Here is a 15083-nt window from a genome sequence, read left to right on the forward strand (position 1 = left end):
CCTCGCCTCGATTCAACGCTCGGCGACAGGGCTGATGACAGCCCTCTTCCTCGCAGAGAGCGGGTGGGACGACATCTGGAAGTGTTCGCCGAGGCCCGCGAGGGTCAAGGTCCGCCCCTCTCGCTCCATCGTGCCCTGGAGCTCGTGCAGGTTGGACATGACCGTGTGATCGACCAGGCGGGCATCCGCGAAATTGATCTCGATGCTGGAGGCGTTCGCGTGGCTCGCGAGCCTCCGCTGGAGGCTGAGATAGTTGCTGAAGACCGCCGCGTGCTTGACGCGCAGCACGACCCGCTGCCCCTCGACGCGCTCCTCCACCTCGGAGCGGAAGAGAACGCGCAGCGGCGCGCCGTTGATCAGGTGGATGAGCATCTTCACGGCGATGCCGGCCGCGACCCCGACGAGCAGATCGGAGGCGATGCACAGCGCGGCCGTGGTGCCGAAGATGATGAGCTGCTCCCTGCCGATGCGGAGCGTCCTCACGAACTCCTTGGGGGACGCGAGGCGGGTCCCCGTGAACGTGAGCATGGCGGCCAGCGCGGCGAGGGGGATCCTGTGGATCAGCCCCGGCGCGAAGGCGACGAAGAGCAGGAGGAAGATGCCGTGGAAGAAGTTCGACAACCGGCTCTTCGCGCCGTAGCCGATGTTCGCGGAGCTGCGGACGATCTCGGAGATCATCGGCAGCCCGCCGAGCAGGCCCGCGATGAGGTTGCCGGCGCCCGTGGCGAGCAGATCCCGGTCGAGGTCGGAGCGGCGCTTCGCGGGATCGAGCGAGTCGACGGCCTTCGCCGACAGCAGAGACTCGATGCTACCCACCAGCGAGAACATGATGATGTATTTGATCGACGCGGGCGTGCCGACGTGGCTGAAGTCCGGGAAGACGATCGCCTGGAGGAGGTTGCCCGGCAGGTTGACCAGGAAGCTCGGCCCGAGCGCGTACGTCGTCTGGGTCGCCGCGAGCGTGTAGGTGTGCTCGTGCTCGAGCTCGAAGGCGTGGGCGAGCGGCACCGAGAGCGCCAGCACCAGCATCGGCGCAGGGATCTTCTGCAGAAGGCGCGCTCTCCTGGCGACCGCTGGATAGCCGAAGAGGATGACCAGCGAGAGGACGCCTATCAAGGCGATCTCGGGGTTCAGCCGAAACAGGCTGTGCGGGATCTCGAGGATCAGGTGGAGCGGCGCCTTCGCCGCGGGCGTGACGCCGACGAGCGTGTGGATCTGTTTCGAGCAGATGATGATCCCGATGGCCGCAAGCATGCCGTGCACCACCGAGCCGGGGAAAAAGTCGCCGAGCGTGCCGGCGCGCGCCAGCGCGAAGGCGATCTGAATCAGCGCGGCGACAGTGATGCACGCGAGCGCGCGGCGGTAGCCGACCGCGTTGTCCCCGCCGCCGAGCTCTTGCACGGCGCCCAGCGCGATGACGATGAGGCCCGCCGCGGGTCCCTTGATGGTCAGCGGCGCGCTGCCGAGCCAGGTGGCGACCACGCCGCCGACAACGGCGGTGAGCACGCCGGCGATGGGGGGAAACCCGCTTGCCATGGCGATTCCCAGGCAAAGCGGCAGGGCGATCAAGAAGACGAGGAAGCCTGAAACGAGGTCGTTCTTCCACGAGGCGGACGCAGGCGTTGACGCGGGCGCGCCTGGAATAATCGGCTTGGACATGCGGTGTTCAGCCCTCGGATACGCGGGCCCCCTGTGGGGCCCGATGTTCGTCAGAACACGCTCCAGGACGGGACCACTCGGCCCAAGGTTCCCACGCGGGGTGACGATTTCGCCCGATGTGCAGGAACCTGCGCGCGCCTCCGTTCCGTCCCAGGGGGGCCGCCGATGTACAGCTCTCCCCCGCTCGGGGTGCCGCTGCTCGCCCCGCTGTGGCCCGAGCAACGGGTGCTACCCCACCGTCCAATCCACGCTAGAGTTCAGGGCCTCGACGCTCCAGACGCTCGAACGGCCCTCATGACCGAATCGCGACCCCTCCTCGGCGAATCGCGCGCGCAGTTCGAGTCGGCGATACGCCCGATGCTCCCGCGCCTCTATCGGTTCTGCATTTCCCTCTGCGGTGCTCGGGATCAGGCGGACGATCTGTTCCAGAACGCGCTGCTCAAGGCGTACCTGCACGCGGCGTCCTTCGAGGGACGCTCGGACCTCGGGGTCTGGCTCTGCGGGATCGCTCGGCACGAGTACCTGGAGGCGTACCGGACCGAGGCGCGGCGCCGCGGCCTGCTCGATCGGCTCGTCGACGTGTGCACCGAGGCGCTCGGCATCCTGCCTCGCGCCGATGTCCCGAGCCCGGAGGCGGCCGTGATCCTGAGCCAGGACACGGGGGTGCTCCTCGCGTGTCTCCAGGAGCTGCCGGAGGAGTTTCGCACCGTGGTGGTGCTATGCGACATCGAGGAGCTCGGTTACGATAGCGTGGCCGAGCTCCTCGGCATCCCCAAGGGGACGGTGAAGAGCCGCCACGCCCGCGGGCGCGCGCGGCTGCGCGATGCATACGAGCGTGTGGCGGCGCAACTCGTCGTCGCGGCGCGAGAGGGATCGACGTGAGCGGGCAGGACCACGACGTGCCTCCGATTCCGCAGGATCTCGCGGCGAGCGTGCGGGCGCTGCGCGCGAGGAGCCCCTCCGAAGCGCTCGTCGAGCGCGCGCTGAGCAAGCTCCCGGAGCGGCCCGAGCGGCCTGCGGTGCAGGGCGGCAAGAGGTCGCAGCGGGCGCGCAGCCCCTGGAGGTGGAGGGCGATCATCGCGGCGCCGGCGGTCGCCGCGCTGGCGCTCGCCGTCTTCCTGGCGGGCGGCGGGGGCGCGCGCTCTCCCGCGATCGAGCGCTCCGAGGAGCGCGCCGTCGCGTTGCCTGGCGACGGACACGCGTGGACGCAGCTCGATCTGTGGACCCACCGCCACGCCGACGAGCCGGCGGTGGTTCACCTCGACGTCCCCGAGCACGTGCGCGTGCGGCTCCCCGACGGCGAAGGCGGGGCGCTGGAGGAGCACTGCCAGCGGGAGCGCTGTTCGCATCGGCTGACGCGCTACCGCGGCGAGGCGCCGCTCAGCGTGGCCGTCACCCAGCCGGGCCGCTACGAGATCCACGTCCGTCACGAGTCGAACGAGGCGCGCGTGCGGGAGCGCTTCGTGCTGACCGCGGAACGTGACTGAGCCCGCGCGCGCCAGGGAGCCCGTTCGCACAGCGTGCGCGCGTGCGGCGTCGAGCTCGCCGCCGCGGTCAGGTCCGCGGCTCGCCGCGCTTGGCCTCGTCCCAGTAGCCGTCGAGCTCTTCGAGCGTGAGGGTGTCGTCCGACGCCCTTGCGGGCCAGCCGCCGTGCCGCTCGATGACCCGGCGCTCGACGTGCTCGAAGCGCCGGGTGAACTTGTCGATCGTCCGGCGCAGCGCCCCCTCCGCGTCCACGCCGGCGTGGCGCGCCAGGTTCCCGAGCGCGAAGAGCACGTCGCCGAGCTCCTCCTCGATCGCGGTGGGATCGCCGCTCTCGAAGGCCCGATCGAGCTCTCCGAGCTCCTCCTCGACCTTCGCGCGCGAGCCCCGCGCGTCCGGCCAGTCGAAGCCCACGCGCGCGACCTTCTCGCCGACGCGCTGCGCCCGGGTCAGCGCCGGCAGGCTGCGGGGAACGCCGCCGAGCACCCCGCGGTCCTTGCCCTGCCGGGCCCGCTCCGCCGCCTTGATGCGCTCCCAGTTCTGGAGCACCTCGTCGGCGTTCTCGGCGCTCTCGTCCGCGAACACGTGGGGGTGGCGCCGCACGAGCTTCTCGCAGATCGCGGCGACCACGTCGTCCGGGCCGAACGCCCCCTCGGCCCGGGCGAGCTCGGCCTGGAACACGACCTGGAGCAGGAGGTCCCCGAGCTCGGTGCACAGCTCCTTGCGGTCGCCGCCGTCGATGGCGTCGATGACCTCGCAGGCCTCCTCGAGCACGTAGCGCCGCAGCGTCGCGAAGTTCTGCTCGCGATCCCACGGGCATCCATCGGGCGCGAGGAGCCGCTGCATCAGCTCGACCAGACGCGGGAACGTGCGACCGGCCTGCTCCGGGAGCGGCGGCGCCTCCACGGGTTCGAAGGGGCGAGGCATGCAGTGCTACTAGCGCAAACCGCCCCCGCTACGGAAGAGAAGGCGACGCCTTACAACGCAACGCGTCATCCTGGATTCGCGGACTGTGGCGTGAGAAAAGTGAAGATGTCGTCGAGGTTGCGGCGGCGAGGACGACCATGAAGAGCGCAGGCTATGTGGTGTTGTTCACGATCGCCGGGTGCTCGCAGGGGGTGTGTCGGAGCGTCGGGAGCGCGCTGGGCACGGCGCCGAGCCCGGCGGGTTCCGCGGTGCTGACCGTCGCGGTGCCGACCGGGGTTGCGACCGCGGAGCCGACCGGGGTTGAGGCCCAGGCGGCCGACAGCGGCGAGCAGCAGGCGCTGGACGAGCAGATTGCCCCGCTGCGCAAGGGCGGACGCCACCTCATCGCGGAGCCGCCAGACGACGCGGAGGAGGAGGCGTACGTCGCGTGGGTCGCGGCGGCGGGCCTCGCCGCCCAGAACCGGCAGCCGCCGCCGGCTGCCCCACCCGGGTTCGCGCTGCGGGTGGTCCCCGGACGCGCTCTCTGGGTGCTGTCCGAGGACGGCTCGCGCCGTCAGGGTGCGGCCGCGGTCGTGCTGCGCGCAGGGGCGGCAGTGCCGCTCATCGTGGAAGCGCCGCACACGTTCTTCGACCGGGGGACGCTGCCCGTCGCGCTGGCCGTCTTCGAGGCGCAGCGGGCGCGGGCGTTGGTCGTCAACACGTCGCACCGGTACGGCGGGGGCCCCAAGCCGAGCGACGCCGCCGGGGACGACGAAGGCGCCGAAGGAGCGGGTGGAAAGGGCGGCGCCGACGCGGACGGCGGGGCTGCAAAGGCGGAGGCCACGGGGGGCGGCGCTCGGGCGATAGGCGGCGAGCGCGCGGGGGCCGAGGGCGCCACAGGCGCTGGCGGCAACCACGGTGCGCGTGGCGGCGCCCGGGACGCAGGCGGCGGCGCTCGGGGAGACATCCGTGCCGCCCGCGAGCGGTTGGCTGCATCCCTCGCCTTCGCGGACGTGGCGCACGCGGAGCGCTCGTTCTTCCTGTCGGCCCACCGGGCGCTGCTCCAGAATTTTCCCGGCATACCGGCGGTGCAGCTGCACGGTTTTCAGGACAGCTCGGCGCCGGACGCCGCCGCCATCGCCAGCGCCGTGGGGCACGACGCCGACCTGGAGCGGCTGCTCGCCCCGCTGCGGTCGGTCGTCAGCGACGGGAAGGTCCTCGCCTACCCCGCCGAGATCAACAAGCTCGGCGGCGCCACCAACGTGCAGGCGCGCTGGTCGCGCCAGATGGGCGCGCCGTTCTACCACCTCGAGCTGTCGCGAGCGCTGCGCGACAAACTGATGGAGGATGAGGATTTCCGGCGCCGCTTCGCGGCAGCGTTCGCGGGGCTCGTGGCCGGAAAAGGCCAGACCCGACCCGGGTTGACGCCCTAGACTTCCCCCCCCACCCGACCCAGGTTGCCCCCGTAGCTCGGGTTCGCAGATAGGTGCGGGCGAACGTAGACCGGGGCTGGGTCATGGCCGACTCCGGTCGGAAGAGCGGATGGACGCCACGGGGCGTGGACCTGACCCGGGTTGCCCTATAGACAGTTCATGGATCGGGACGGACGAGCGCAGCTCAAGAGCTGGTTCATGGCCAAATCTGCGCGGAAGCGTGGATGATGGCACAGGACACGACAAGGACTGAGCTGGAATTGCCAATCTGAATCGCGCCCCCGCCCAACCTGGGTCGGGTCGAGCAGCAGGGCGCCGCTTCGTGCGCGCTCGGTGCGGCACAACCTATGCACATCCATTCGCGCAGCGCCGTGTCAACGATCCGCCGCCCGCTCCGTCTTCTCCACACGGACGTTCCTCGCGATGCGACGTTGGAACCGTCGTCCGCCTCGCCCTGCAGCCGGTCGTAATAGTCATATAGCGGCTACGGCGTCCGTCACGCTGGCGCCGTGAAACGTACGCATCCACCACGTCCCCGCCGGGAACACGACACTGCGCACACCGGTGCGCCACCGCTCCAGCGCGGCGCGGTATAACGCGCGAAACGCCCGCACAGCGGCGCCGGCAATTCGCCATGCGTCACCCTGGTCACGGCCGACCGCAAACGTAGGATTGCATTCGCGCAGCGCCTCGAAGCTCGTCGCGCGCGCGTAGGGGGAGATCTTGCTGGCTCGCTCGGCGCCCAAGAAGTGACGCCCATGCTGGTGCATTTCCGCATGAATTTGCGCTTCTTGTCGCTCGAGCTCGGCGGCGACCTCTTGACGAAAGCCCTCAGCGCTGTCCAGCGCTATAGCCGGCGGTAGTGAGAGCGAGAGCGTCATTTCCTCGGGCCACTGAGGATTTTCCGGGTCGAGATACGCAGACGGACGCGCCGCACGCAGCACGCCGCGACCGAGCTCACCCACATTCACCTTGGCGCCCGGCCATTCATGCGCATGTCGGACGAGGCCAGCAGCCACGGGATTCGCGAGGACGTAGGCGATCTTCTCCACCACCGCCGCGCGCGTCAGCAGGCGCACGACGCTCGGGGCCTCGTGATCCCACACCGGTCCTTCCCATGTGCGGAGCACCTTGGTGCCCAGCGCGACGATGCGATGGAAAAACTGCAGGAAGCGCGGCAGGACGCCCGTCACGTCCGTTACAATCAGGTGCAGATGCGTTGACATCGCGCAGAGGGCATGAACCTGGAGACCGTAGCGACGCGCGGAGACCGCGAGGGCGTAAATCAGGAGCTGGGTGATGGCTGCGTCGGGGCGGAGGAGCAGGTGCCGACGCAGGACGCGCCGGGTAATCATGTACGTGGCGCCGGGAGCGATCTCGCGGGGCTGGCTCATGACCGGCACACACCAACAAACACCGTGCCAGTATTGTGGTGAATCATTTCGAGGAGTTTCCCCCCTCGCTGGGGCGGCGGCCGCGTTCCATGGGTGGCGACCGCCAGGACACCCGCCCGGCGGTCACCCCGGTCACCCCAACCTGGGTCACCCCAACCTGGGTCGGGTCACCCCCTGCCCGGGTCAGTCACCCCAACCTGGGTCGGGTCACCCCCCGGGTTGCCAACCTGGGTCCGAACCTCAACCTGGGTCGGGTCGCGGGTTGAACCGGGTCGGGCGGGGGGCGTCAAACGAGCAGCGCCGGGATCCGATCGGGCCCGAAGGCGGCTGCGCCGCGCGGCGCCGTCGAGAACATCGGCCGCTGGGTCGGATCGCGCCGCAACGCCGGGAAGCGCTCGAGCAGGAGCGACACCCCGATCCGCGCCTCCATCCGCGCGAGCGGCGCCCCGACGCAGTAGTGCGGACCCACGCCGAAGCTCAGGAGCCCTGTGGGCCGCCGCTGGATGTCGAAGACCTCCGGGCGCGGGTAGGCCTCCTCGTCGTAGTGGAGCGCGGTGAGCGACACGTAGAGGAGCGTCCCCGCGGGCACCGTCTCGCCGCCGATCGTCGCCTCGCGCTCCACGAACCGCACGATCCCCGCCGCGCTGCTGCACCAGCGCATCGCCTCGTCGATGGCCTGCGGCAGGAGCGAAGGCTGCTGGCGCAGCTGGCCCATCGCGTCAGGGTGCGCGAGCAGCGCCACGAGCAGATTGGCGAGCATCCAGCTGGTCGTCTCGTAGCTGCCCAGGATCAAGCTGAGCACGACCCCCTCGCACGCCTCCACGCCGCCCAGCCCCTCCGCGGCGAGCGTCCGCGCGATCTCGCCGAGCAGCGTGTCGCCCGGGCTCGCCACCTCGCGCTCCGCGATCTCCCGCAGCTGCGCGCCCATCGCGGCGTGGGCCCGCCGCCCCTCGGCCACCAGGACGGGATCCTGCGGCGCCATGGCGCTGCGGATCATCTTGCGAATCAGCACGTCATTCTCGGCGATCCGCTCCTCCTGCATCCCGAACAGGGCGCTCGTCACGCCCATGGGCATCGAGATCGCGAAATCGTCGACCAGGTCCGCCTGCTGCTTCCGCGCGAGCCTGTCCATGATCCTGCGCGCCACAGGGGTCACGATCGTCTCCTCGTAGCGGTTGACCACGCGCGGAGAGAGGACTGCGTTGAAGACCCTCCGCATGCGCGTGTGCGACGCGCCGTCGAGCGCCACGAGCGCCCCCTTCATGATCCCGATGTCGTAAGCGCGATTACTGAACGTCTCGCTGTCGCGCAGCACGGCGGTCACCTCGGCGCCGCGGAGCACGACGGTCACGCCGAGCCCCTCATCGAAGTAGATGGGGTGCTCCTTCGCCGCCGCGGCGAGATAGACCCCGAACGCGGAAGGATCCTCCGTGGTGAAGGAGAAAAGGCTCGTGCGAGGTAGCATAGTTAAATTTTGGTATTCGATTTCGAAGTATCAATCAAGCCGCATTACCGCTCGCCTCGACGCAAGCTCGCTGCGACGAGCGCGTCGTGTGCCGGGCTGTCCGACGTCCGTCCGGCGTGCGCATACCTGTGGGTGGCGCCCCTGCCCTGCCACAGCCACACCGCGCGTGTGGTTATCGACTCCGCTCTCGACGAGCTATCGAGGAGCACCCCGCGGCGAAGTGAGGCAGCACGTCCTCCAGGCGACCTTGCCGATTCCAGCGCCCAGCCGCGCCCGTCGCCCCCTCGTGCAGGCGCGCCTCCGCAACCCCGGTGGGATCGCGACCCGCCCGCGGCGCTCCCCGCCGCGGGCGATACGACGCGCCGGCAGCGGCGAGCTCGCTCGCAGCGTCCGCGACGTCCGCGACGTCCGCGACAAACGCGGTTAAGATCCTCGAACGAGGTTCAATTCATGAGATTGCTTGTCTCGATCGACTCTTGGGGTGCGCGGTTGCTCTCGGTGCTGGCGCTCGCGCCCGCCCTGGGGTGCGGCAGCGACGTCGTGATCGAGGAAGGCTCGGGCGGAGGCGGGGGCGCAGGATCGCACGGGAGCACGGCGGAAGGCCCGGCCGCGAGCTCGGGCGAAGGCCCCTCCGGGACGACGGGGACCGCGCCACCGGAAGGCTTCCCGTTCGCGTGCGACGATCCCGAGCCCATCGTCGTCGCCGGCCAGAACACCGGGTACGTGCGCTGCGCCGGCGGCTGGCTGCACCGCGCGGAGATCGTCACCTGCCCGAGCCCGCTCCCGCGCCCCGAGTCGTGCCCGGAGCCGAGCGACGACCCCGGCGCCTGCTCTTCCGACGCCGACTGCACCGAGCAGTCCCACGGCTACTGCGACACCCCGTCCGACGGCAACGCGCCCCCAGGGTGCTTCTGCCGCTACGGATGCACGATCGATGCCGACTGCACCGAGGGACAGATCTGCCTGTGCGGCAATCCGGTCGGGCGCTGCGTGCCAGCGCTGTGCACCAGCGACCAGGACTGCGGCAGGCTGCTCTGCTCGAGCTACGTCCTCAACCCGGGTTGCGGCGGGACCGGCTTCGCATGCCAGACGCCCACCGACGAGTGCGCCGGCGAAGACGATTGCTCAGGGGGGCAGGAGTGCTCCCTCGCGGCGCTGCGCCACGCCTGCGCGCCGTCGACCTGCGCGATCGGCCGGCCGTTCCTGGTGGACGGGGTCGAGCGCACCGCCGAGCCCGCCGCGCGCGACGACTGGCGGGCCGCCGCGCCAGACGCGCCGCCCCGCCGCGACGGGCTCTCGGCCGAGCAGCAGACGGCGCTCGCCGAACACTGGACCCGCGCCGCCCTCCTCGAGCACGCGTCGATCGCCGCGTTCGCCCGCTTCGCGCTCCAGCTCCTGTCGCTCGGCGCGCCGCCGGAGCTCGTCGGCGCGGCGCAGGCGGCCATGGGCGACGAGGCCGAGCACGCGCGCATCTGCTTCGAGCTGGCCAGCGCGTTCGCCGGCCGCGGCATCGGCCCGGGGCCCCTCGCCATCGACGGCGCCCTCGGCGGCGAAGGCGCCCGCGCGATCCTCGTGACGACCCTCCGCGAAGGGTGCATCGGCGAGACCGTCGCCGCGATCGAGGCGGCAGAAGCCGCCCTCCACGCGACCGATCCCGCGATCCGGCGCGCCCTCGAGCAGATCGCCGAGGACGAGACGCGGCACGCCGAGCTCGCCTTCCGGTTCGCCGCCTGGGCCATCGAGCGCGACCCCTCCCTGGCGAGCGCCGTCGTCGACGAGCTCGCCGCCGCCTCGGAGCCCGCCGCCCCGGGCGAGGCCGACCTCGGCCGCCTGCTCGGCTTCGGCGTGCTCTCGCCGCAGCACCGGCGGGAGATCCGGGAGCGCGCGCTCGCGCAGGTCATCGCGCCCTGCGCGCGGGCGCTGCTCGCGCGCGGCGGCGAGCGCAGCGGCCCGCGCCCCGCGGCCGGCCCTCAGCGCGAGGCGACCGAGAGCTTGGCGACGAACAGCTGACCGCCCGCGGCGTCGACCTGACAGTTCAGGAGCGCGAAGTCGGCGCCCGACGTCCCCGCCAGGAAGACGTCCGTCCCGGAGATCGCCAGCGCCTGGATCTGCTGGAGCTCCGGGCCGCCGAGCGCGTCGAGCCACTCGACCTCGCCGCCCGAGGCCCTGAGCCGCGCGAGGAAGATGTCCCCCTGGTCGGCCTCGCCGCTCACCTCGGCGTCGTCGATCGTCATCTGCCGCTGAAAATGCCCGGCCACGATGATCCGCCCGAGCGCGTCGACCCCGACGGCCTGCGCCGACTGAGCCCCGCTGCCCCCGAGGTGCTTGGCCCACGTGGCGACACCGCGCCGGTCGAGGTGCGCCGCAAAGCCGTCCTCCTCCGTGGCGACGAGCTCGCCCGCGAGATCGATCTGCCCCTCGAACGAGCCGGCCAGGACGACGCCGGCCTCGTGCACCGCGACGGCGCTGGCGCGCTGATCGCCGCGGAGGGGGGAGTAGTGTCGATACCAGAGGCCCGCGCCATCGGCGCTCGATCCGTCGCAGATCCAGGACGCCGGGAACGAGGCGAGGAGGAAATCGGTCCCCTCCGCGGCCGCGTCGCCGGGCGGAAGCCCGCGCTCGAAGCCGGGGAATCCGACGTTCACGCGGCCCTCGAAATCGGCGACGACGAAGGCCTCTCCGGAGGAGACGCGGAGCGCGCGGGGCCGGTAGCGCGCCCCCTCGCGGCCCGAGAAGACACGGCTGCAGGGCGTCAAGAGGGTCTGTCCATCGTAGCTGGAGAACCCCATGTCCGCCCCGCCCTGGAGCGACGTCAGGACGAAGACGCGGTCGCCCTCCGCGGCCACCGCCTTCGCCTCGTCGAGACCGGGCGACCCGTGCGTCACGCACGCCGCGACCCCGCCCGGATCGTTCTTGTCGAGCCGCGCCACGAACGAGTCGCCGGCCCCGGCGCCCTCGGGCGCCCCGCAGTCCGCGCCGAACGACAGGCTGCCCGTGAAGTCGCCCGCGACATAGACGCTGCTCTCGCCCAACGCGATCGACGTCGCCTGATGGGTGCGCGTCGCGGTGTCGTTCTCCGCGTTCCCGAAGCGCTCGCTCCACACGTGGTTCCCGTCGCGCGCGAGGTGCACAACGAAGACGTCCTCGCCAGCGCCTCCCGCCGTGAGCGGCGCGCCGCCGGCGACGGTGAGGTCCCCCTTGAAGCCGCCTGCCAGCCACAAGGTACCGTCGCCGTCGGCCGCGATCCCGCCGAGCGTTGTGTCGGCGTCGCCGAACGACATCGCCCACTGGCACGTATAGCCGGGCTCGCTGACCGTCCCGCCCCCGACGCCCAGCTCGTCGACCGGCTGGATGCCGGCGATCTCGGCGCAACTTGCGCCGCCCGCCGCGACGAGGGCGGTCGCCAGCCAGAGCCGAGCACGCCGATCGAGCCTCATCGTCATCATCAGAACACCCCGACGACAGAACCGCCGAGGACGCCCGGCGCGATCTGCACGCGGGCGCTCGCGCGCGGGCCGTCCGGGGGCAGCGTCAGCCAGAGGACAGCCGTGCCGGCGAGCGCCGCGCCCGCGGCAATGAAGGAGAAATCGGAGACAGTCGCGTACGACATCGCCCTTCTGGCCAGATCGGGCACCGGCTGCGCACAGTCCAGGTAACGCCCCGGTTCCCTGCACGTCGTCCTGGCTTTGTCCTCGACCTTGTCCCACGTGGAGATCGCCAGGCCCCCGAACGTGCTCCCGAGCGCGATGCCCGCCAGCGTGAGCCCGCCGGTCACCCACATCAGGTCCCGGTGGATCGAATCCGGCCTCTGGCCGTACGGCATCGGCCCGCGGCGCTCCAGGTCGCCGGCAGGAGGCGCCGGCGCCGCCGCGTGGGGCTGGAGCACCCTCACGTGGACCTCGACGAGCTCTCCCGGCTGCCTCGCCTCGACCTCGCGCGAGAACGCCTGCCTGCCGGGCGCGCTCGCGGTGACCCGGTGCTTCCCCGGCTCGACAGGGCGCGCCGCCCCGAGCTCCCGCTCCGCCACCCCGTCGAGCGTCACCGCGAGCCCCGGCAGCGCCTTCACCTCGTCGGACACGAGGATCGCGAGCGTCGGGAGCTCCTGCGCGATCGCCGCCGCGCGCTCGCGCGCCTCGGCGCCCCGCTTCGCGTCGCCGCCCGCCGCCTCCGTCGAGTCGATCTCGGTGTAGAGCGCCCACGCGCTCGCGAGGCGCCCGGCGCGCTCGTGGCACCTGGCGAGCTCGAGCTTCGTCTCCGTCGACGGGCGCAGCCGCCCGCTCTCCTCGAGCTTCGGACAGGCCACGTCCGGCCGAGCGCTCGCCAGGAGCGCCTGCGCTTCCCGGCGCGGCGCGTCGGCCCGCGCGCGCTCCGCGATGGTCGGCTCGGCCCAGGCTGGGGTCGCCGGCGCCGAGGCGGCCAGCGCCAGGAGGAGCCCGAGCGGAGCGCGGCCGAGGGCGCCCCGCGCCGCGCGCCCCGCGGAGCGGCGGGGTCCTCTGCAGATCTCTTCAGGCATCGAGTCCCCTGGGCGGCCGGCGCGCAGCGCCTGCGTCAGGTCCGTGCGCTGGACCGCGACGACCGATAACAGGGCACCGCGAGGAGCGCCAGGCCGAAAGGCCCCGTGGGCTGACCCCGCGCCGGTGCACGAGGAGGGCGCGCGGCGCGGCGCAGACGGGCGCGCAGCGTGGCGTGGAAGGGCCCGCGCCCGCCTGAGAGGCGCCCCCCGCGCGGCGCGACCGCACGCCCCGCGTTCCGCTTCGACCCCTGCGGCCTTTGCGCTAGCTTTCCGCCCTCGATTCCGGTCTCGTCCCTGGCTCCCGCGTCATCGAGCGTGCCGGCTGGAGCGCTCCCGCGAACAGGTGTCCTGATGTCCTCCGTGCCCGCCCCCAAGAAGAAGCGGTCCAAGAAGAGCGCGCCCTCCCTGCCTCGCCGGGACGAAGAGTGGATCGGCGGCTTCTTCTCCCTGCGCGCGTTCGTGCACGAGGGCGACGAGGCGTACCGTCCCGAGGCGGTCGTCTGGATGACCGAGCGCGGCTTCGTGCTGAGCTGCGCCGCGCTGCGCCCCGGCGACGTCGTCGCGGGCGCGGTCGACAGCTTCGAGGCCGCCGCCAGGGGCCCCCTGGAGGGGCAGCCGCGCCTGCCCGAGCGCGTGCGCGTGGCCTCGCCCGCGCTCGCCGACGCGCTGAGGGCGCGGCTCGGCCCGGCGATCGAGGTCCGCGTCGCGCCGACGCCGGAGATCGACGTCGTGGCCGAGGACCTCGAGGCGCACCTCGGCGCGCGCGACGGCCGCCTGACGCCGAGCTTCCTCGGCGGCGGCATCGAGGCGCCGGCGATGGCGTCCTTCTTCCGCGCGGCGGCCGCGCTCTACCGCACGACGCCCTGGAAGACCGTGCCCAGCGACGCGGACATCATGGCGCTGTCGATCCCGTCGCTCGGCGCGCGCGACCTCGCGCTGTGCGTCGTCGGGCAGGCCGGCCAGAGCCACGGCGTGCTCCTGTTCGAGAGCGCGCGCGGGTTCGAGCTCTACCTCGCGGAGACCGCGAAGCTCCCGGACGCGCCGCCCGCGTCGCTGCCGGCGAGCTTCTTCTCGCTGAGCTTCGACCGCGCGAGCGACCTGCACCCCGCGCTGCGCGCCGAGGTCGCCGAGCAGCGCTGGGAGCTGGCCGGGCCGGACGCCTACCCCACGCTCGCGATGGTCGACGAGGACCTGATCGGCCGCAAGCCGACGCCGAAGGAGCTCACCGCCTCCGAGGCGCTCGCGCTCGGCCTGGTCGAGCTGATGAACCGGCGCAAGGAGATCACGAAGGCGTTCCGCGGCGGCGACCCGGTGGAGGCGAGCTACGTGGTGGAGACGCACGGGGGCCCGGTGGAGGTGCTGTTCCGCGCGCCCCACCCGGAGCGGAGCTGATCCCGGCGGTCGGACGGCAACGCGCGCGGACGAGCGCGGCGGCGCACGCGGGCGAGCGCGCGATCTGGCCGCGGCGGGGCGCAGGCCTCAGCGGGCGACGAGCCGGTAGAGATCGGCGTTCACGATGAACTCACAGATGACGTTGCCGAACTGGAGGATGTCGCCGCTGCGGAGGGGCGCGCCGTCCCCGGCCGGCGTGAGGAGCCGGTCGTTCAGGAACGTGCCGTTGGTGCTCTTCCTCGCGTGGAGCATCGGGGTGTCCGCGATCAGGACCGAGATGTGAGCCTGGACCTTGGAGACGGACGGATCGCGGAGCACGATATCGCTGTTCAGGGCGCGCCCGATGAGGATGCGATCCTGCCAGGGGCTCTCCGGGCGCTTCGCCACCGGCAGGAGCTCGCAGCCGTGGGACGCGACGGTCATCCCCGACGAGATCCGGTGACGGCACACGGCCGGTTGATGGCTCGATCCGAGCGAGGTGCCGGCAAAGACGGTCTTGAACGACGGAGGGGGCTGGTCCTCGGGGCCGAGCTCCCGGAGCAGCCACGCGTGAGGGTACCTCCGGTCGAAGGCCATCCGTGAGAGCGCCCGGCTCTGGGCACAAAGCGTCGCGAAGGTCAACATGAGAAGGTCTTCCCCGGGTTCCGTGCTGTTCGAGCGGGTGGCGCCCAGCCAACCAGCGCACCGCCCGCTCGCCAGGGCCCGATAGGCATTTATACATCAGTCCACGACGGGATCACCGGGGGCCACGACACGCCCTGGGTGGAACGCTGAAACCTTCGGCGCCTTGCGGACTACATAGTCGGCGCTCGCCATACCCGGCTCACGCGCCCTCGCAG

General features: G+C 71.9%; 12 protein-coding genes. 5 read left to right on the top strand and 7 right to left on the bottom strand.

Translation table 11 applies throughout. The annotated features are described in order from the left end of the window. Positions 1–12 precede the first annotated feature (12 nt). Positions 13–1659 (bottom strand): SulP family inorganic anion transporter, encoded by a 1647-nt coding sequence (locus WMF28_RS23830; RefSeq protein WP_437595585.1) that lies wholly within the window; start codon positions 1657–1659, stop codon positions 13–15. A gap of 294 nt (positions 1660–1953) precedes the next feature. Here WMF28_RS23830 and WMF28_RS23835 point away from each other — a divergent pair, with 294 nt between their 5' ends. Further along, on the top strand, positions 1954–2541 hold the full coding sequence (locus WMF28_RS23835; RefSeq protein WP_437595586.1) for an RNA polymerase sigma factor: 588 nt from the start codon (positions 1954–1956) through the stop codon (positions 2539–2541). Beyond that, positions 2538–3146 carry a hypothetical protein gene (locus WMF28_RS23840; protein ID WP_437595587.1) on the top strand — a complete coding sequence of 203 codons (609 nt, stop codon included), beginning with the start codon at positions 2538–2540 and terminating at the stop codon, positions 3144–3146. The genes WMF28_RS23835 and WMF28_RS23840 overlap by 4 nt, the downstream gene beginning before the upstream one ends. A gap of 67 nt (positions 3147–3213) precedes the next feature. Here WMF28_RS23840 and mazG read toward each other — a convergent pair whose 3' ends face one another. Beyond that, complete coding sequence (gene mazG / locus WMF28_RS23845) at positions 3214–4068, bottom strand: nucleoside triphosphate pyrophosphohydrolase (RefSeq protein ID WP_437595588.1); 855 nt, start codon at positions 4066–4068, stop codon at positions 3214–3216. A gap of 137 nt (positions 4069–4205) precedes the next feature. Here mazG and WMF28_RS23850 point away from each other — a divergent pair, with 137 nt between their 5' ends. Continuing rightward, positions 4206–5480 carry a hypothetical protein gene (locus WMF28_RS23850; RefSeq protein ID WP_437595589.1) on the top strand — a complete coding sequence of 425 codons (1275 nt, stop codon included), beginning with the start codon at positions 4206–4208 and terminating at the stop codon, positions 5478–5480. Between the two features lie 473 nt (positions 5481–5953). Here the strand turns inward: WMF28_RS23850 and WMF28_RS23855 are convergent, their stop codons facing one another. After that, complete coding sequence (locus WMF28_RS23855; protein ID WP_437595590.1) at positions 5954–6874, bottom strand: transposase; 921 nt, start codon at positions 6872–6874, stop codon at positions 5954–5956. Positions 6875–7160: 286 nt separating this feature from the next. Continuing rightward, complete coding sequence (locus tag WMF28_RS23860) at positions 7161–8339, bottom strand: cytochrome P450 (protein WP_437595591.1); 1179 nt, start codon at positions 8337–8339, stop codon at positions 7161–7163. A 450-nt stretch (positions 8340–8789) separates the two neighbouring features. Here WMF28_RS23860 and WMF28_RS23865 point away from each other — a divergent pair, with 450 nt between their 5' ends. Next, on the top strand, positions 8790–10349 hold the full coding sequence (locus WMF28_RS23865; RefSeq protein WP_437595592.1) for a ferritin-like domain-containing protein: 1560 nt from the start codon (positions 8790–8792) through the stop codon (positions 10347–10349). On the opposite strand, the gene WMF28_RS23870 is transcribed toward WMF28_RS23865, so the two are convergent. After that, entirely contained in the window at positions 10310–11785 is a 1476-nt protein-coding gene (locus WMF28_RS23870) for a hypothetical protein (RefSeq protein WP_437595593.1), read from the bottom strand. The genes WMF28_RS23865 and WMF28_RS23870 overlap by 40 nt on opposite strands. Next, complete coding sequence (locus tag WMF28_RS23875; protein WP_437595594.1) at positions 11785–12852, bottom strand: hypothetical protein; 1068 nt, start codon at positions 12850–12852, stop codon at positions 11785–11787. The genes WMF28_RS23870 and WMF28_RS23875 overlap by 1 nt, the downstream gene beginning before the upstream one ends. 351 nt (positions 12853–13203) lie before the next feature. Between WMF28_RS23875 and WMF28_RS23880 the strand changes: the two genes are divergently transcribed. Beyond that, positions 13204–14244, top strand: coding sequence for a hypothetical protein (locus tag WMF28_RS23880; protein WP_437595595.1), 1041 nt, complete (start codon positions 13204–13206; stop codon positions 14242–14244). An 87-nt stretch (positions 14245–14331) separates the two neighbouring features. Here WMF28_RS23880 and WMF28_RS23885 read toward each other — a convergent pair whose 3' ends face one another. Further along, positions 14332–14868, bottom strand: a complete 537-nt coding sequence (locus WMF28_RS23885) for an FHA domain-containing protein (RefSeq protein WP_437595596.1) — start codon at positions 14866–14868, stop codon at positions 14332–14334. Between the last annotated feature and the right edge of the window lie 215 nt (positions 14869–15083).

The organism is Sorangium sp. So ce590 (assembly GCF_051521365.1).
Classification (GTDB): domain Bacteria; phylum Myxococcota_A; class Polyangia; order Polyangiales; family Polyangiaceae; genus Sorangium.